The following is a 16,146-nucleotide window of genomic DNA, read 5'->3' as shown; positions in this document are numbered from 1 at the left end:
CCGCCCACGACCGCGGGCGGCGCCGCTACCGCAGGTCCGGCGTGTGCCAGCCGCCAGCCAACGCGTCGGCGTCCGCCGGACCCCAGGTGCCCCTGTCGTACGACTGCACCGCCGCCGGCAGATCCAGGATCGGCTCGACGATGCGCCACTCCTGCTCGATCGTCTCCTCGCGCGCGAAACGCAGGTGCTGCCCGTCCATCGCGTCGTCGAGCAGACGCTCGTACGCCTCCTGCCGGCGACCCATAGCAGCGCCGAAGTCGACGGACAGGTCCACCGGGCGGCTGGCCACCTCGGCACCCGGGCTCTTCGCCTGGATCGACATCGTGATGCCGTCGCCACGGCCCAGCCGGAACCGCAGGAGGTTCGCGGGCGCCTCAGCGCCGCCCTCGGCCCGGATCAGTGAACGCTGCGGCTGCTTGAACTCGACCACGACCTCGGTCGCCGTGCCGGGCAACGACTTGCCGGTACGCAGGTAGAACGGCACCCCCGACCAGCGCGGGGAGTTGATCGTCAGCCGGGTGGCGACGAACGTCTCGGTGTTCGAGTCCGGCGCAACGCCCGGCTCGTCGCGGTAGCCGGCGTACTGACCCCGCACGGTGGACTCCGCCGACAGCGGCTCGATCTGCCGCAGCGCCGCGGCCTCCGCCTCGCGGAACGCGTCGATGTCGTCGGCGGCCGGCGCCTCCATCGCGATCAGCGCGACGACCTGCAGAATATGGTTCTGCAACACATCACGGGTCGCGCCGACGGTGTCGTAGAAACCCGCGCGGCCCTGCGTGCCGAACCCCTCGGCGAGGGTCACCTGAATGTTGTCGACGTGCTCGCTGTTCCACAGCGGCTCGAACAGCCGGTTGGCGAACCGGAACGCGTAGAGGCCCTCGACGGCTTCCTTGCCGAGATAGTGGTCGATGCGGAACACCCGCTGCGGATCGAAGGCGCCACGCAGGGTGCGGTCCAGCTCGTGGGAGGACTTTAGGTCACGCCCGAACGGCTTCTCCACGATGACCCGACCACGGTCGGCCAGACCGACCGCCGCCAGGTTATCGACGACGGAACCGAACACCACCGGAGGGATCGCCAGATAGAAGACCGGACGTTCGGCGTCCCGCAGACGCTCCGCCAGACGCTGGTACGTCGTGGGGTCCGCGTAGTCGCCGGAGATCATCGACAGGTTGCCCGCCAACGCGTCGAACGTCTCGTCGTCGACCTCGTCGCTCGCCTCGGTGACCGACTTGCGGGCGGTCGTGACCAGGTGCTGATCATCCCAGGCGGAGCGGGCCACACCGATCACCGGCACGTCGAGGCGGCCGCGCCGGGTCAACTCGTACAACGCCGGAAACAGCTTCTTCGAGACGAGGTCTCCCGTGACGCCGAACAGCACTACCGCGTCTGAGCGCACGTGCATGGCACATCCATCCGATCGTCCTGATCTTCCAACCGGGCAACCACTCGACCCATCCGGGAATTCCCGTCGACCGACCCGGGTGAGGACGCCGACAGGGACCCACGCAAACGGTGCCAACGCCGTGCCAACCCGGGCGGGGCGCACCACGCTCAGCAGCGACCACGGGGTGCTGGCCGGGCCAACCAACGGCCTGGCCAGCACCCCGTCCGCCCTCGCGTGGCGCCACCGCGAACTGGCACCATGACGGGGCAGCAACGCGCAACCCAACCGCACCGCCGACGAGGGGACCGGGATGGAACACGACCCGTCGCCCGGCGCCGACGAACGCTTCGTGCACCAGGCCGAACGCATCCGCCGGACCCTGTCGGAGAGCGCGATGCCGGTCGTCGCGCTCGCCGGAAGCGACCGGCCGGCTGCCGAACGGTTCGCCGGCACCGAGACCTTCGACGGCACGATCACCAACGTCCGGGTCGCCCACGGCGATCCGACCAACGGCCCGTGGGCGAGCGTCGACACGGCCCGCTGGGGCGACCTCCCCGTCGACGCCGGTCCGCTGCGCTGGCAACTCGAACACGGCATGCGCCTCGCCGGTGAACGATTCTCCGACGTCGAGTGGACCGAAGACGACGCCACCGTCCTGGTCGACGGCCAGCCGGTCACCGGACGAACCGTGCGAGCCGGCGACCGCTGGTGGGCGACACGCTGCGACCGCGACGGCATCGAGATCACCGTCACGGCCCGCGACTGGCACCCCGCCACCGTCCACCTCCGCTGGGTCACCGACCTCGCGCCACTGCTCGACGGACTCAGAACCTGGTCCCCGACCTCGACGCCGCACGAGGAGTCGGAACCTCTACCGGCAGACCTGGCCGGTGAGCCGCACCGGGCACTCGTCGACGCAGCCCTGAACAACCAGCAGGCCCGGTCCGACTGGATGAAGGACGGGGGACCGGCCCCGCACCTGCCCCCGTACTGGTCGGCGCTGTGGCGGGCCGCCGTACGCCGGCAGGTGGAACTCACCGACCAGGTCGAACCCGAGGCCGCCCGCGCGGTGAGCGACATCGTCGCGCAGTTGACCACCCTCAGCGGCGAGGCCAGCTGGTTCGACGACGACCTACGGCTCCGCCGACGGGCGATCACCGAGACCCTGCTGTACGGCACCGGGTTGGGTGAGGGCGTACCCAGCCAGCCCGCCCACCAGGCCTGGCGCGAGCGGCAACAGTTGCTGCCGCAACGGGACGTACCCGTGCACGCTCGGGAGGCCGTCGACCGGCGGTGGCGCGACGCCTGGACGGCCTGGGCCTCCGGCGTCACCGGTTGAGCGGGCGCGGCCGGCGCGCTCCGCGATCGGCGATGTCGCGTTCTGCCCACAGCGATTCTGGTGGAGACCACCGGCGGTGATGGTGTCGAATGAGCAGAATGACGATCGCGTTCGACGACACCGGGGGAGCCGGCCCCACGGTCGTGTGCCTTCCGATGTTCAGCATGACCCGCGCCGCCACGACGGCAGCCTTCAGACCCGCCTTCGCCGGCGCAGGCCTGCGCGAGGTGTACCTCGACCTGCCCGGGCACGGCGACACCCCCGCAACCTGCCGCCCGTCGTCTCAGGCGCTGCTGGACACCGTGTGTGGGTGGCTCGACCAGCACACGGACGGCCCGGTCCTGCTGGCCGGTGGGTCCTACGGCGCCTACCTTGCCGCCGGCATCGCCCGCCAGCGCCCCGAACTGGTCCACGGCCTGCTCCTCGTCTGCCCCGGTGTCACCATCGCCCCGGCAAGCCGGAACCTGCCCGACCTGGCGCCACCCGAAGCGCCCGCGGGTTGGCTCGACGGCGTCCCCGCCGGGCTACGCCCGCACCTGGACACGGCGCTGGGCCAGCGCACGCCGGAGGTCGTCGCGACGGTGCTCGCGGCGCTGAACTCCGGCGGCCCCGGCGATGACGTGTTTCAGCAGGAACTCCGCTCGGGCGCCGACTACGCGCTTCCCGACGAGGCCGCCGAGGTCGACTACGGCGGCGCGGTCAGCGTGATCACCGGCCGGCAGGACGGCATAGTCGGCTACGCCGACCAGTTCCGCGCCATGCGCCACTACCCACGAGGCACCTACACCGTGGTCGACGCGGCCGGGCACTACCTGCCGTACGAACAGCCCGCGCTGCTGCGCGCACTCGCCGAGGACTGGCTGCACCGTGCGGGCCACGGCACCGCTCGCACCTCCTCAGTAGAGGTGACGGGGTTATCAGGGTAAGACCAAGGCGCACCGCTGCGGCTTCTGGCGAGCTGACTCGGCTGCGTGCAGAGGACGGTGGGATTCAGGTGGTTGCGGATCCTGACTCCGAGGGGACTGGCCGCCTAGCCGAGTTCCTGAGCTCGTTCCCGGGCCGCAGCCTGCTGCAGGACGCCGTAGCGGTGGAGCGCCTGCGGATCGCCGGTGTGTTCGGCAGCCGCGACTGCGGCGTCGAGGACTCCGTCCATCCAGAGCCGGGGAATGCCTTGCAGATCCTGCTCACTCGCCGCGAGAAGACGCCGAGCGGCGGAGGGATCGGGAGCAATCGGGACGAGCAGGAAACATTCTTGGACGAAGTGCCGCCACGTGCCTTGCTCGACGTCGTGTTTGTCGGGCGGCAGGACGCGCTGGACCTCCTGAAGAGTGTGCCAGGCTTCCGCGAAGTCGCCGGTTCGTCGTTGCAGCCGGGCAAGGGTGAGTAGTTTGCTCGCCTTCGCCCCGGGCCAGGAGTCGCTGAGCGCGACGGCTTCCTTCTGCACCTCCACCGCTTCGGCAAGGTAGCCGAGACGGGCGAGGTGGAACTGCAGGGTGTTGAGCGTGGTGTCGCTTCGCGTTTCGCCCGCCGCCCACTCGGTCATGAACAGGCGTGATGCTTCGCGCTCGCCCAGGCGAGCGGCGTGGTGGGCCCACGCTTGGAGTCCTTCGTCGGCAGGGTCGGCCGGGAATAGTGTGCGTTGCTGGTCGAGCCACTCTTCGACGGCAGCGTCGGTATGGCGGGCTGCTGTGATGGCTGCCGAGACGCGATCGTGGTCAGGGTGCGAGCTGGCTTCCACTGCCTCGATGCTGGCGGCGATACCTGCGGTGAGCAGATGGTAGAGATGGTAGCCCAGGGCGGTATCGAAGCTGATGTTCTTGGCGGCCCAGTGCAGCCACAGGTCTTCGACCTGCCGGTGCTCGGCGACCAGGAATCCCGCCAGTGTCAGGTCGGGGGCCAGGCCCGAGGGGACGGCCTCGCGATAGTAGGTAATCTGCTGCTGGAGGAGGAAGCGTAGAAGCGGAAGATCGTGGGGGTGGCGATCGTATTGCAGTGCCCAGAGAACCGCGAAGCGGGCGGCTCGGTTGCGGTCGGTAACGCGACCTTCGTCGGTTCCCTGGCCGCAGTAGGCGAGGTCTGCCCACGTCGCCTGGTCCCCGCGGGCTCGTTCGAGAGCGATCCTGGGTTCCCGCAGTAGTCGGTCCTGCTCGTCGGCGGTACTCATCGTTGACCCCTCCCTAGTTCTCCGATGATTCTCGCGGCTCGTCGTTCGCCCAGGGTGCCGGCGAGCGGATCACGAAACTTCGATAATGTGCATTATGTAAAGTAGAACGATCTGGGCGTCCCCCTCACCGGAGCGTGAACGTGGGTCAGTCGCGCGTCAGTCCGGGCGGAAGGACGTCCTCGTCAGGTCGCACGAGGCGGGCGTTGACCAGCGGATTGCGCCGCAGGCTCGCGACCACGGCGGCGCTGCCGCCGACGTCGGTCCAGGTATCGTCCCAGAGGGCGGAGACGAGCCACGAGCGATCCGCCGGGAAGAACAGGTCGGGCAGCCGCCCGTCGCCGCGCATGTGACCGGTCCGCCACGTGAGGGCCTGCTCGGGTCCCGCTTCGACCAGGACGTAGGACCAGCCCCAGTAGAGCGACACCCTGGGGGCGTGTGGGAAGACGATGTCGTGGGCGCCGGTGTCGAGATAGCCCAGCCACCATGGCTGGTCCGGGGTGTACGCCACCAGCTCGCTGACGGCGGCACGTTCGTGCGCGCCGACACTGACACCGTCGGGCGGGTGGACGGTGGCGTACGCGTCGAACACCGGTGGGATCGCGCTGGTGATGGACCTGCCGTCGGACGTGGTGTGACCGCGGAGCCAGGCGACGTCGTTTGTCGTGCCGATCCGCCAGCTCCGCCCGTCCCTGATGGCGTCCGTGGAGTCTGACCCCCTCGACGTGTTGTCAGGGGCGCGGGCTTCGGCGACGGCGGCCGGTACCGCGTAGGGGGAGCCCATCCGGGTCGGTCGGTCGCCCCCCACCGGTGCCCCTCGGGGCAGACCCAGTCGGTGGGACCGTCCGGCTCCCTGTAGACGACCGGCATGCCGCGTCGACCGCAGTCGGGGCAGGTGGCGACCGGCGACGTCATACCGCGCACGATACGTGCTTCTCGATCAGCGCCACCCGTTCCCACACCGGTCCGGCCGGCACATCGACGAGATGGTGCCCGTGTACCTCGTACACCTCGTGGTGCATCTGGGCGAAGGCCAGCGCATCGGCGTAGCTGATCTGGCGCGCGGCCGTGTGTCGGATGAAGCCCAGCGGGCCGATCAGGAAAACCGACCGCTGATAGGTCCGCTCGTGAACGATCCGGTCCACCTCGTTGGCGAGGGCCGGGCTGATGGGGCGACCCAGGTGTCGGGCCAGCGCCAGCGTGCACAGCGGTGACCGGTCGTAGAGCTGGACCGGGTCGTGTGTGCTGGTCTGTCGCGAGCGTTGGAGTTCGGCGATGGCGTCGACGAAGGTGGGCTCCTGCCACGGCTGGGCGCACCCCTGCGCCTGCCGTGCGGCGATGACGTCGGTGGCGGCCTCTCGTACGGTGACGTGTCCCCTGTGGCGTAGCGCGTCGAGCAGGATCGTCTTGCCGGCGCCGGGTGCTCCGGTCAGGACGTACCGCCGGGGTTCTGGCATCTACTCCCCCTCTCCCGCGCTTCCGGAAAACGCGAAAATGCTGCATAATATCCCTTATGCATGACAAACAGGACGAATCGCTCGGAGTGCTGATCGAGGAGTTCCTGACCGACCGGGCCACCCGTAAGCCCTCCCCCCACACCCTGGCCGCGTACCGGCGGGACCTGCACACGGTGGCGACCCTGGTCGCCGAGGATGCCGCCACTCCCCTCCCCCTGGCCGCGCTGTCGATCACGGACCTCTCCCCCCGGGTGATGCGGGCGGCCTTCGCCCGGTTCGCCGCGCCCCGGGCCGCGGCGTCGGTGCACCGGGCCTGGTCCACCTGGAACAGTTTCTTCTCGTTCCTGGTGGCCGACGGGGTGGTGGCAGGCAACCCGATGCCGGCCGTGGGTCGCCCCCGGGCGCTTCTCCCCCAGCCGAAGCCGTTGCGCGGCGCGGACACCCCGGAGCTGCTGCTCGCCTCGGTGGCACGCGACGACGGCCGGCAGCGCGACCCGTGGCCGGAGCGCGACGTCGCCGTGGTGGCGGTGGCGCTCTGCGCCGGGCTGCGCCTGTCGGAGTTGCTCGCTCTGCGGGTCGGCTCGCTCGGCGGTCGGCCGGGTGAGCGGCGGATCGAGGTGGTTGGCAAGGGCGGGCGGCCTCGGGTGGTGCCGATCGAGGCCGATCTGGACCGGGTGGTGGCGGACTATGTGGACAGTCGCCGGCGGCGCTTCGGGTCACGCTCGGTAGGACCGGACTCGGCGTTGCTCGTCGACCGGCAGGGTGAGCCGCTGCGCCGGGGTGGGCTCCAGTATCTGGTGGAGTCGTGTTACCGGCGGGCGGGCATCGGCGACCGGGTGCCGCGTGGGGCGCGGTTGCACGCGCTGCGGCACACGTTCGCCACCAGGTTGGCCGAGGACGGGGCGAGCGCCGCGGAGATCATGCGGTTGTTGGGGCACGCGTCGTTGGCGTCGTCGCAGACGTACATCGAGGTGACCGCCGGGCAGCAGCGCGACGCGGTGCGCGCCAACCGGACCAATCGCGCGTTGGCCGCTCTGGCGCCCACGCCGCAGCAGGAGGCCGACCGATGATGGCGAGCCAGGCCGGGTCAGCCGAAGTCGACCAGCAGGGGGCGGTGGTCGGAGATGGTGGACAGCGGTGTGGTGACGGCGCGTACCGGTGGGAGCTGGTTGAGGGCCTGCCGGTCGGCGAGGATGTGGTCGAGTTGGACGCGGGGTTGCCCGGCGGGATAGGTGGGGCGGCGGCCCAGGGGGTGCCAGCCGGAGATGAGGCGGGCCGCGCCGGCGGGCAGGTTGAGATCGCCGAGCAGGACGCGGGGGCCGGGCAGCGCGCGGAGGGCGCGGATGGTCTGGCGTAGCTGGCGGGCGTTCCAGCCGGGGACGAAGGACAGGTGGGTCGCGGCGACGGTGAGCGGGCCGTGTGGGGTGTCCAGGACGGCGGCGAGTACGACCCGGGGTTCGTCGTGCAGGAGGATGAGGCCGCCGCCGGGGCCGGGGACGTAGACCGGGGAGCGTACCGGTGCGGGTTGCAGGCGGGTGACCTGCCAGCTGCGTACCGGTAGGCGGCTGATCAGCCCGATGCCGTAGCAGGGTTCGCCGTGGCCGTCGTCGTCGTGGCGCAGTGGGCGGAACTGTTCGCCGGGTGTGCCGACGACGGCGGCGGCGAAGCGGTGGTGGGGTGCGTTCAGGGCGCGGGCCGCGATGGCGGTGAGGTCGAGGTTGCCGCTGCGGCTCTGGTCGCGGTCGACCTCCTGCAGCGCCAGGACGTCGGCGTCGAGGGCGTGTACGGCGGCGGCGAGTCGGTCGGGGTCGACGAGCCCGTCGGTGAGGGATCGTCCGTGCAACATGTTGAAGGTGGCCAGGCGCACTCCTGCACCCTACGTTGCCGTGGCAGGGTTGCCGGATGCTGAAGGTGCTGCTGTGTTCCGTGCTGGTGTTCGTGGCGATGGGTGCGTTGGGGGTGTGGCTGAGGCGGGCGCGGGGTCGTTGACCTCGCTCGGGCTGGGTGGGGTTGGCCATCCCGGTGGTGGGTGGGCGGGCCGGGTTGGGGAGAATGGCCGCCCGTGGACCCCTTCTCGTTGACCACCCTGCTGGCCGCCGCCGCGATGGCCGGTTGGGTGGACGCCGTGGTCGGTGGTGGCGGGTTGTTGCTGCTGCCGGCGTTGCTGGTGGCCGCGCCGGGGTTGCCGGTGGCCACCGCGCTGGGCACCAACAAGTTGGCGGCGATCTTCGGTACCGCCACGGCGGCGGCGACGTACGCCCGGCGGACGACGGTTGACTGGCGGGTGGTGGGGCCGGCGGCGGGGTTGGCGGTGTTCAGTTCGGGGGTGGGTGCCGCGTTGGCCGGTGCGGTGCCGGCGTCGGCGTACCGGCCGGTGGTGTTGGTGGTGCTGGTGTCGGTGGCGCTGTTCGTGCTGCTGCGCCCTCGGCTGGGGGTGGTGGCGGTGCCGGGGCGGCGTACTCCGGTGCGGGTGGCGGCGGCGGTCGCGGTTGCCGGGGTGGGCATCGCGTTGTACGACGGGTTGATCGGTCCGGGTACTGGCACGTTCCTGGTGCTGGCGTTCACGGCGTTGGTGGGTGCGGACTTCGTGCACGGCTCGGCGATGGCGAAGGTCGTCAACGCGGGCACGAATCTGGGCGCGTTGGTGGTGTTCGGGGTGACCGGGCACGTGTGGTGGTTGCTGGGCGCGGGGATGGCGGTGTGCAACATCGCTGGTGCGGTGGTGGGGGCGCGGATGGCGTTGCGTCGTGGGTCGGGGTTCGTGCGGGTGGTGCTGCTGGTGGTGGTGTTGGCGTTGGTCGCCAAGTTGGGACACGACCAGTGGCTGGCCCGGTAGGCGTGCGCTGATGCCGGTACGCGCCGAGCACGACCGGGCCGTCCTGGCTGACCTGTTGGGGCGGGATCCGGTGTTGCACGCCTACCAGTTGGGTGACCTGGACGACTTCTTCTGGCCGTACACCTCGTGGTTTCGCCGTGGTGATCAGGTGGCGTTGCTGTACCACGGGGTGGATCCGCCGACGTTGTTGGCGTTCGCGGCGCCGGCGGACAGTGTGGCGTTGGCGGCGTTGCTCACGGAGGTGGCGCCGGTGTTGCCGGCCCGGTTGTACGCGCACCTGTCCCCCGGGCTGGCCGATGCGCTGGCCGGGTCGTTCCGGTTGGAGTTCGGCGGTGTGCACCACCGGATGGCGTTGACCGATCCGGCCCGGTTGGAGGTGGTGCGTCCGGCGGGTGTGGTGCTCGGCGCGGTGGACCTGCCGCAGGTGCGCCGCCTGTACGCGTTGGCGTACCCGGAGAACTGGTTCGATGAGCGGATGCTGGATACCGGGCAGTACCTGGGTGTGCGGGCGGGCGGTGAGTTGGCGGCGGTGGCGGGGGTGCACGTGTGGTCGCCGGTGTATCGGGTGGCGGCGTTGGGCAATGTGACGACGCATCCGCGCTGGCGGGGGCGGGGTCTGGGCGCGGCGGTGGTGGCGGCGCTGTGTGCCCGGCTGCGGGAGACCGTCGCGCACGTCGCGTTGAACGTCAAGGCGGACAACACGGCGGCGGTGCGGTTGTACGAGCGGGTGGGTTTCACCCGGGTCGCGGACTACGGCGAGTACACGTTGACCGCCCGGTAGTGGCGGGTCAGCGGTGGCACGGGGTCAGCGGTTGCGGCTGGGTGAGTCGAAGCGGCCGGCGCGGATCTCCCGTAGGGCGCGGCGGCGGGTGTCCCCGCTCAGCGTGTCGACGTACAGCTTGCCGAGCAGGTGGTCGGTCTCGTGTTGCAGGGCGCGGGCGAGGAAGCCGCTGCCGGTGATGCTCAGCGGTTCGCCGTTCTGGTCGACGCCTCGGGCGGTGGTGTGCTGGGCTCGCGTGGTCGGGAAGTACAGGCCGGGGATGGACAGGCAGCCCTCGTCGTCGTCCTGGCGTTCCTCGGACAGGTCGAGGGTGGGGTTGATGAGGTGACCGCGGTGCCCGTCGGCGTCGTAGACGAACACCTGGGCGCTGACCCCGATCTGCGGGGCGGCGACGCCGGCGCGGCCGGGCGCGCCGAGCAGGGTGTCCATCAGGTCGGTGACCAGGGCGCGCAGTGCGGCGTCGAACGTGGTGACGGGTTCGGACGGGGTGCGCAGGACGGGGTCGCCGATGATCCGGATGGGCCGCATGGTCATGCGGGTCAGCGTATCGGCGGTGGTGGCGGCTTCAGCGCCCGGCCAGGGTGGCGCGGATCGGGGCGGTCTTCGCGGCGGCTTCGGCGACCTCGGCGGCGGGGTCACTGTCCCAGGTGATGCCGCCGCCGGCCCAGGTGTGCAGCTTCTCGGTGTCGGCGGCGGCGGTGCGGATGGTCAGGCCGAGGTCGACGCGGCCGGGGGTGACCCAGCCGAGCGCGCCCATGCTGGCGCCGCGGCCGACGGGTTCGAGGGCGCCGATCTGGGTGAGGGCGGCGAGTTTCGGGGCGCCGGTGACGGAGCCGCCGGGGCAGGTGGCGCGCAGCAGGTCGGCCAGGCCGAGGCCGTGCGCGACGGCGGCGCGGACGGTGGACTCGGCCTGCCACAGGTCGCACCAGCGGCGGATGGCGAACAGGTCGTCGACGGTGACGGTGCCGGTGCGGGCGATTTGGGCGAGGTCGTTGCGTTCCAGGTCGACGATCATGATGTGTTCGGCGCGTTCCTTGGCGCTGGCGAGCAGTTCGGCGCGGCCGGCGGTGGTGGCGGGGCGGGTGCCCTTGATGGGTCTGGTGGTGAGGTGCCCGTCGGTGACCTCGATGAGGGTTTCCGGGGAGGCGCAGCCGATCGCCCAGCCGTCGCCGGTGAGGACGCCGCCGTAGCGGGCGCCGGGCAGCGCGGCGAGGCGGTTCAGGGCGGGCAGGGGGTCGCCGGTGTAGCGGGCGGCGGCGTGGCCGACGAGGTTGGTCTGGTAGACGTCGCCGCGGCCGATGGCGGCGCGGACGGCGTCGACGGCGTCGGCGTGCTGGCGGGGGGTCCAGCTTTCGGTCCAGTCGTCGAGCCGCCAGCCGGGGGGTGGGCCGGGGGGTGGGGTGGGGCTCAGGCCGTGGTCGTAGACGACGACGGCGAGGTCGGGCAGGGTGGGTGTGGGGTCGGTTGCCGTGGTCGGGGCGCCGGCCAGCAGTGCCCCGGCGGCGGCGGACAGGTAGAGCGCCGCCCCGCAGGCGCCGGTGCTGCGGTGCTGTCGGCCGCCGGGACGGCTCAGGTCGTGCAGGGGCAGGCCGTGTGCGGCGAGGAACTCCTCGGCGAGGGCGGCGGGGTCGCCGCCGTCGGATCGGCGCCACTGCAGGCGCGCGCGTTCGACGAGTCCGCCCCGGCAGCGGGCGGGTGCCGCCGGCGGGTTGACCACCATCTGTGGGAGCGTTTCCACGCCGTACGGTCCGACCTTCCTCATCCGTTCAGTGGATTTCCCGGGCACCAGACGGTTCCCTGCTCGATGCTGGACACTTTCACTTGGTACTGTGCGTCACTGGTCATGTGAACCATGACACAGTGCCCCCACAGTCCGGAGAACCCGATGTGCCAGCACCAACCGACCTGCCCCTCCGCTGAAGCTACCGACCGGGAAGCCGCCCGGGTCCTCGCGTGCTTCCCTGAGCAGGGCTGGAGCCTGCTCTGCAACGGCGTCATCGTCTTCGAGGACACCGGCGAGCTGCTCCCCGACGGCAGCAGCATCGCCCCGCACCGCGGCCCCGCCCGCCACGCCCTCGTGGCCTGATCGACCACCCAGCGTCACCGAATCGCCGCCGTCGACCCAGACTGGTCCCCCGGTAAGGGGACGTCCCGGCCCAGGTCGCAGTGGCTGCCGGGGCGGCCCACACCGCCCGCCCCGGCCCGCCCGTCGTCAGTCCTCGAAGGCCTCCGGCGACGGGCACGAGCACACCAGGTTCCGGTCGCCGTACGCGCCGTCGACGCGCCGCACCGGCGGCCAGTACTTCCCGGCCCGGTCCACCCCGGCCGGGTATGCGCCCACCGACCGCGGGTACGGGTGCGGCCACTCGTCACCGCTGACCATCGCCGCGGTGTGCGGCGCGTTGGCCAGGGGGTTGTCGTCTCCCGGCCACGCCCCGGAACCCACCTGCTCGATCTCCGCCCGGATGGCGATCATCGCGTCGCAGAACCGGTCCAGTTCGGCCAGGTCCTCGCTCTCGGTGGGCTCCACCATCAGCGTCCCGGCCACCGGGAACGACATGGTCGGCGCGTGGAACCCGTAGTCGATGAGCCGCTTCGCCACGTCGTCCACGCTCACCCCGGTCGCCTTCGTCAACGGCCGCAGGTCGAGGATGCACTCGTGCGCCACCAGGCCCTTGTTGCCGGCGTACAGCACCGGGTAGTGCCCGCGTAGCCGCGCCGCCACGTAGTTCGCCGACAGGACCGCCACCCCGGTCGCCCGGGTCAGGCCGGCGGCGCCCATCATCCGCAGGTACGCCCACGGGATCGGCAGGATCCCGGCCGACCCGTACTTCGCCGCCGAGATCGCCGGCGTGGCGTCGACGTGCGCGCCCAGCGGGTCACCGGGCAGGAACGGCGCCAGGTGCGCGCGCACCGCCACCGGGCCGACGCCCGGGCCGCCGCCGCCGTGCGGAATGCAGAACGTCTTGTGCAGGTTCAGGTGCGACACGTCCGCGCCGAACGCGCCCGGCTTGGCGAACCCCACGAGGGCGTTGAGGTTCGCGCCGTCGACGTACACCTGCCCGCCGGCGTCGTGGACCTTCGCGCACAGCGACGCGATGCCCGTCTCGTACACCCCGTGCGTCGACGGGTACGTCACCATGATCGCGGCGAGCGCGTCCCGGTGCTTGTCGATCTTCGCGTCGAGGTCGACGAGGTCGACGTTGCCGTCGTCGTCGCAGGCCACCACGACCACCCGCATGCCGGCCATCACCGCCGACGCCGCGTTGGTGCCGTGCGCCGAGGACGGGATGAGGCACACGTCGCGGTGCGTCTCCCCCCGCGAGGCGTGGTAGGACCGGATGGCCAGCAGCCCGGCCAGCTCACCCTGGGAGCCGGCGTTGGGCTGCACGCTGACCGCGTCGTAGCCGGTCACCTCGGCCAGCCACGACTCCAGCTGGCCGATCATCTCCCGGTACCCGGCGGTCTGCGCATCCGGGGCGAACGGGTGGACGTTCGCGAACTCCGCCCAGCTGACCGGCTCCATCTCGGTGGTCGCGTTGAGCTTCATGGTGCACGACCCCAGCGGGATCATGCCCCGGTCCAGGGCGTAGTCGAAGTCCGACAGCCGACGCAGGTAGCGCAGCATCGCCGTCTCCGAGTGGTGACTGCGGAACACCGGGTGGGTGAGGAAGTCGCCGGTGCGGGCCAGAGCGGCCGGCAGCTGCGCGTCCACGTCACCGTCGAAGCCGTCCACGCCGAAGGCCGCCCACACCTCGCGCAGGTGCACCACCGTGGTCGTCTCGTCGCAGGACACGCCCACCCGGTCGGCGTCGACCAGCCGCAGGTTCACGCCCCGCTGCGCGGCCGCCGCGACCACCTCGGCGGCCCGGCCGGGCACGCTCGCGGTGACGGTGTCGAAGAACGCGACGTCCGCGACCGGCACGCCACCGGCGCGCAGCCCGGCCGCGAGCCGCGCCGCCATGCCGTGGGTACGCGCCGAGATGTCCCGCAGCCCGTCCGGCCCGTGGTAGACCGCGTACATGCCGGCCATCACGGCGAGGAGCACCTGCGCGGTGCAGATGTTGCTGGTGGCCTTCTCCCGCCGGATGTGCTGCTCACGGGTCTGCAGTGCCAGGCGGTAGGCGGGGTTGCCGTCGGTGTCGCGCGACACCCCGACCAGCCGGCCCGGCAGCATCCGCTCCAGACCCGCCCGGACCGCTAGGTAACCGGCGTGCGGCCCACCGAAGCCCATGGGTACGCCGAAACGCTGGGTCGTGCCGGCGGCGATGTCCGCGCCGATCTCTCCCGGTGCGCGCAGCAGCGTCAACGCCAGCAGGTCCGCAGCGATGGTGACCAGGGCGCCGACAGCGTGCGCCGCCTCGACCAGCGGGGCGTGGTCGCGCACCGCACCGGACGCCCCCGGGTACTGCAGGTGCAGGCCGAAGAACTCCCCGGGCAGCTCGTCGCGCTCGACGTCGAGGACCTGCACCTCGATGCCGAGCGGCTCCGCCCGGCTGGTGATCACCGCGATGGTCTGCGGCAGCGCGTCGGCGTCGACGACGTACACCCGGCTCTTGCTCCTGGACGCGCGGCGGGCCAGGGTCATCGCCTCGGCCGCGGCGGTGCCCTCGTCGAGCATGGAGGCGTTCGCGGTGGCCAGGCCGGTCAGGTCGGTGACCATGGTCTGGAAGTTCAGCAGCGCCTCGAGGCGACCCTGGCTGATCTCCGGCTGGTAGGGCGTGTACGCCGTGTACCAGGCCGGGGACTCCAGCACGTTACGACGGATCACCGCCGGGGTGTGCGTGCCGTGGTAACCCAACCCGATCATCGACACGGCGACGGTGTTGCGCGCGGCCAGGGCCCGCAGCTCGGCGATCGTCTCGGCCTCGGTGGCCGGGTCCGGCAGGTCCAGGGTGCCGTGCCAGCGGATCACCTCGGGGATCGCGGCGTCCATCAGCTCGTCGATCGAGCCGTGCCCGACGACCTCCAACATGCGGCGCTCGTCGTCGAGGCCGGGACCGATGTGACGGGTGGCGAACTGCTCTGCGGTCATGGGGGGCTCCCGGGCGAGGTCGACGGATCGGCCTCCCCCTCTGTCGCGCCCGCAGGGCACTCCACAGCGCCTGCCCACGAGGTCCTTTTGCCTGAGAGGTTCCGGGGAGGATTTGCCCCTTCGGCGCCGCCCCGGTGTTCCTCGGGCGGTCTCTCCCACGTGGGTGGTACCGGCTTGGTCAACGCTACCAGCGTCGGTGTTTCCGGCAGATGTCCCACCCCCGGGGCGTCACACCCCGGCCGGCGTGATCACCGGCGCCGCGCCGCCGGTGACGCGGTGCGCCAACGCCGGCAGCAGCACACCCAGCGGTGCGTCGACGCTCACCGTGGCGTGGCCGTCACCGCGGGTCGGCCCCTGGTTGACGATCGCCACCGGAATGCCGCGTTTGGCCGCCCGGATCACGAACCGGCGACCCGACATCACCGTCAACGACGACCCGAGCACCAGCACCGCCCTAGCCTGCTCCACCAGCGCGAAGCAGCGCGCCACCCGCTGCGGTGGCACCGTCTCGCCGAAGAACACCACGTCCGGTTTCAGCATCCCCGTCCCGCAGATCCCGCAGTCGACCGTCCGGAAGGTGGCCACCTGATCCTCGGGGAGATCCACGTCACCGTCGGGGTTCACGGCGGCGACCCGGGCCACGAAGTCCGGGTTGGCCTCCCGCAGTCGACGGTCCAGCTCCTCCCGGGAGGTGAGGTTGCCGCAGTCCAGGCAGGTCACCTCGTCGAGACGGCCGTGCAACTCGACCACCTGGGCGCTGCCGGCAGCCGAGTGCAGCCCGTCGACGTTCTGGGTGATCACCGCGTCGATGAGACCCGCGCGCTGCAACCGGGTCACCGCCCGGTGCCCGGCGTTCGGCGCGGCCCGGGCGATCAACCGCCACCCCAGGTGGCTGCGCGCCCAGTAGCGCCGCCGGGCGACCGGGTCGCGGGTGAACGCCTGGAAGGTCATCGGGGTGTGCCGGCGGGCCACCCCGCTGGGCCCGCGGTAATCCGGGATGCCCGACTCGGTGGACAGGCCCGCCCCGCTGAGCACCACCACCCCACCGCCGGCCACCAGCGGGGTCAACGCCTCCAGGCTCTCCATCACCCCTCCATGCTGCCTCAACCCACCCGCCGACGCCGAACCCCCACATCTGCCCGACCCCGGT

At 71.6% G+C, this 16,146-nt stretch carries 16 protein-coding genes and 1 riboswitch; of the genes, 7 read left to right on the top strand and 9 right to left on the bottom strand.

The annotated features are described in order from the left end of the window. Window positions 1–25: 25 nt before the first annotated feature. Entirely contained in the window at window positions 26–1,405 is a 1,380-nt protein-coding gene (gene zwf, locus ACLJN9_RS02040; protein ID WP_410809227.1) for a glucose-6-phosphate dehydrogenase, read from the bottom strand. Window positions 1,406–1,526: 121 nt separating this feature from the next. Between zwf and ACLJN9_RS02035 the strand changes: the two genes are divergently transcribed. The 3 genes from ACLJN9_RS02035 to ACLJN9_RS02025 all read left to right on the top strand — a co-directional run bounded on the left by ACLJN9_RS02035 (window position 1,527) and on the right by ACLJN9_RS02025 (window position 3,652). Beyond that, window positions 1,527–1,649 (top strand): hypothetical protein, encoded by a 123-nt coding sequence (locus ACLJN9_RS02035; RefSeq protein WP_410809226.1) that lies wholly within the window; start codon window positions 1,527–1,529, stop codon window positions 1,647–1,649. A 48-nt stretch (window positions 1,650–1,697) separates the two neighbouring features. After that, window positions 1,698–2,726, top strand: coding sequence for a hypothetical protein (locus tag ACLJN9_RS02030; RefSeq protein ID WP_410809225.1), 1,029 nt, complete (start codon window positions 1,698–1,700; stop codon window positions 2,724–2,726). Between the two features lie 98 nt (window positions 2,727–2,824). Then, window positions 2,825–3,652, top strand: coding sequence for an alpha/beta fold hydrolase (locus tag ACLJN9_RS02025; RefSeq protein ID WP_410809224.1), 828 nt, complete (start codon window positions 2,825–2,827; stop codon window positions 3,650–3,652). A 104-nt stretch (window positions 3,653–3,756) separates the two neighbouring features. Here ACLJN9_RS02025 and ACLJN9_RS02020 read toward each other — a convergent pair whose 3' ends face one another. From ACLJN9_RS02020 to ACLJN9_RS02010, 3 genes are all read right to left on the bottom strand, one after another. Continuing rightward, complete coding sequence (locus tag ACLJN9_RS02020) at window positions 3,757–4,890, bottom strand: hypothetical protein (RefSeq protein WP_410809223.1); 1,134 nt, start codon at window positions 4,888–4,890, stop codon at window positions 3,757–3,759. A gap of 145 nt (window positions 4,891–5,035) precedes the next feature. After that, a complete protein-coding gene (locus ACLJN9_RS02015; RefSeq protein ID WP_410809222.1) occupies window positions 5,036–5,695 on the bottom strand; it encodes a hypothetical protein in 660 nt (219 codons plus the stop codon). Window positions 5,696–5,798: 103 nt separating this feature from the next. Continuing rightward, window positions 5,799–6,344: an AAA family ATPase gene (locus ACLJN9_RS02010; protein WP_410809221.1), complete on the bottom strand. Its 546-nt coding sequence runs from the start codon at window positions 6,342–6,344 to the stop codon at window positions 5,799–5,801. Between the two features lie 56 nt (window positions 6,345–6,400). Here ACLJN9_RS02010 and ACLJN9_RS02005 point away from each other — a divergent pair, with 56 nt between their 5' ends. Beyond that, window positions 6,401–7,414 carry a tyrosine-type recombinase/integrase gene (locus ACLJN9_RS02005; RefSeq protein ID WP_410809220.1) on the top strand — a complete coding sequence of 338 codons (1,014 nt, stop codon included), beginning with the start codon at window positions 6,401–6,403 and terminating at the stop codon, window positions 7,412–7,414. Between the two features lie 17 nt (window positions 7,415–7,431). Here ACLJN9_RS02005 and ACLJN9_RS02000 read toward each other — a convergent pair whose 3' ends face one another. Beyond that, window positions 7,432–8,211 carry an endonuclease/exonuclease/phosphatase family protein gene (locus tag ACLJN9_RS02000; protein WP_410809219.1) on the bottom strand — a complete coding sequence of 260 codons (780 nt, stop codon included), beginning with the start codon at window positions 8,209–8,211 and terminating at the stop codon, window positions 7,432–7,434. A gap of 195 nt (window positions 8,212–8,406) precedes the next feature. Here ACLJN9_RS02000 and ACLJN9_RS01995 point away from each other — a divergent pair, with 195 nt between their 5' ends. Further along, window positions 8,407–9,180 carry a sulfite exporter TauE/SafE family protein gene (locus ACLJN9_RS01995; protein ID WP_410809218.1) on the top strand — a complete coding sequence of 258 codons (774 nt, stop codon included), beginning with the start codon at window positions 8,407–8,409 and terminating at the stop codon, window positions 9,178–9,180. Window positions 9,181–9,190: 10 nt separating this feature from the next. Further along, window positions 9,191–9,961, top strand: a complete 771-nt coding sequence (locus ACLJN9_RS01990) for a GNAT family N-acetyltransferase (RefSeq protein ID WP_410809217.1) — start codon at window positions 9,191–9,193, stop codon at window positions 9,959–9,961. Window positions 9,962–9,985: 24 nt separating this feature from the next. On the opposite strand, the gene def is transcribed toward ACLJN9_RS01990, so the two are convergent. Both def and ACLJN9_RS01980 read right to left on the bottom strand, forming a co-directional pair. Then, the gene (gene def, locus ACLJN9_RS01985) at window positions 9,986–10,495 is read right to left on the bottom strand and encodes a peptide deformylase (protein ID WP_410809216.1); all 510 of its coding nucleotides are present in this window, start codon (window positions 10,493–10,495) and stop codon (window positions 9,986–9,988) included. 31 nt (window positions 10,496–10,526) lie between these two features. After that, on the bottom strand, window positions 10,527–11,723 hold the full coding sequence (locus ACLJN9_RS01980; RefSeq protein WP_410809215.1) for a chorismate-binding protein: 1,197 nt from the start codon (window positions 11,721–11,723) through the stop codon (window positions 10,527–10,529). 123 nt (window positions 11,724–11,846) lie between these two features. Between ACLJN9_RS01980 and ACLJN9_RS01975 the strand changes: the two genes are divergently transcribed. Continuing rightward, entirely contained in the window at window positions 11,847–12,047 is a 201-nt protein-coding gene (locus tag ACLJN9_RS01975; protein WP_089000314.1) for a DUF5999 family protein, read from the top strand. 126 nt (window positions 12,048–12,173) lie between these two features. Here ACLJN9_RS01975 and gcvP read toward each other — a convergent pair whose 3' ends face one another. Together gcvP and ACLJN9_RS01965 are read right to left on the bottom strand one after the other, a co-directional pair. Then, window positions 12,174–14,996: an aminomethyl-transferring glycine dehydrogenase gene (gene gcvP / locus ACLJN9_RS01970; RefSeq protein WP_410809214.1), complete on the bottom strand. Its 2,823-nt coding sequence runs from the start codon at window positions 14,994–14,996 to the stop codon at window positions 12,174–12,176. A gap of 69 nt (window positions 14,997–15,065) precedes the next feature. Beyond that, window positions 15,066–15,164: riboswitch (glycine riboswitch) on the bottom strand. A 60-nt stretch (window positions 15,165–15,224) separates the two neighbouring features. After that, a complete protein-coding gene (locus tag ACLJN9_RS01965) occupies window positions 15,225–16,082 on the bottom strand; it encodes an NAD-dependent protein deacetylase (protein ID WP_410809213.1) in 858 nt (285 codons plus the stop codon). Window positions 16,083–16,146 lie beyond the last annotated feature (64 nt).

The organism is Micromonospora sp. 067-2, from assembly GCF_046549295.1.
Classification (GTDB): Bacteria; Actinomycetota; Actinomycetes; order Mycobacteriales; family Micromonosporaceae; genus Micromonospora.
This window is presented reverse-complemented; position numbering and strand designations above follow the sequence as displayed.

What these genes read in the sequence shown, in the direction of transcription:
- ACLJN9_RS02005 (WP_410809220.1), top strand. Translation starts at nt 6,401, where the DNA reads ATGCATGACAAACAGGACGAATCGCTCGGAGTGCTGATCGAGGAGTTC.
- ACLJN9_RS02030 (WP_410809225.1), top strand. Translation starts at nt 1,698, where the DNA reads ATGGAACACGACCCGTCGCCCGGCGCCGACGAACGCTTCGTGCACCAG.
- ACLJN9_RS01980 (WP_410809215.1), bottom strand. Translation starts at nt 11,723, where the DNA reads ATGAGGAAGGTCGGACCGTACGGCGTGGAAACGCTCCCACAGATGGTG.
- ACLJN9_RS02010 (WP_410809221.1), bottom strand. Translation starts at nt 6,344, where the DNA reads ATGCCAGAACCCCGGCGGTACGTCCTGACCGGAGCACCCGGCGCCGGC.
- def (WP_410809216.1), bottom strand. Translation starts at nt 10,495, where the DNA reads ATGACCATGCGGCCCATCCGGATCATCGGCGACCCCGTCCTGCGCACC.
- ACLJN9_RS01975 (WP_089000314.1), top strand. Translation starts at nt 11,847, where the DNA reads ATGTGCCAGCACCAACCGACCTGCCCCTCCGCTGAAGCTACCGACCGG.
- ACLJN9_RS02020 (WP_410809223.1), bottom strand. Translation starts at nt 4,890, where the DNA reads ATGAGTACCGCCGACGAGCAGGACCGACTACTGCGGGAACCCAGGATC.
- ACLJN9_RS01990 (WP_410809217.1), top strand. Translation starts at nt 9,191, where the DNA reads ATGCCGGTACGCGCCGAGCACGACCGGGCCGTCCTGGCTGACCTGTTG.
- ACLJN9_RS01965 (WP_410809213.1), bottom strand. Translation starts at nt 16,082, where the DNA reads ATGGAGAGCCTGGAGGCGTTGACCCCGCTGGTGGCCGGCGGTGGGGTG.
- gcvP (WP_410809214.1), bottom strand. Translation starts at nt 14,996, where the DNA reads ATGACCGCAGAGCAGTTCGCCACCCGTCACATCGGTCCCGGCCTCGAC.
- ACLJN9_RS02025 (WP_410809224.1), top strand. Translation starts at nt 2,825, where the DNA reads ATGACGATCGCGTTCGACGACACCGGGGGAGCCGGCCCCACGGTCGTG.
- zwf (WP_410809227.1), bottom strand. Translation starts at nt 1,405, where the DNA reads ATGCACGTGCGCTCAGACGCGGTAGTGCTGTTCGGCGTCACGGGAGAC.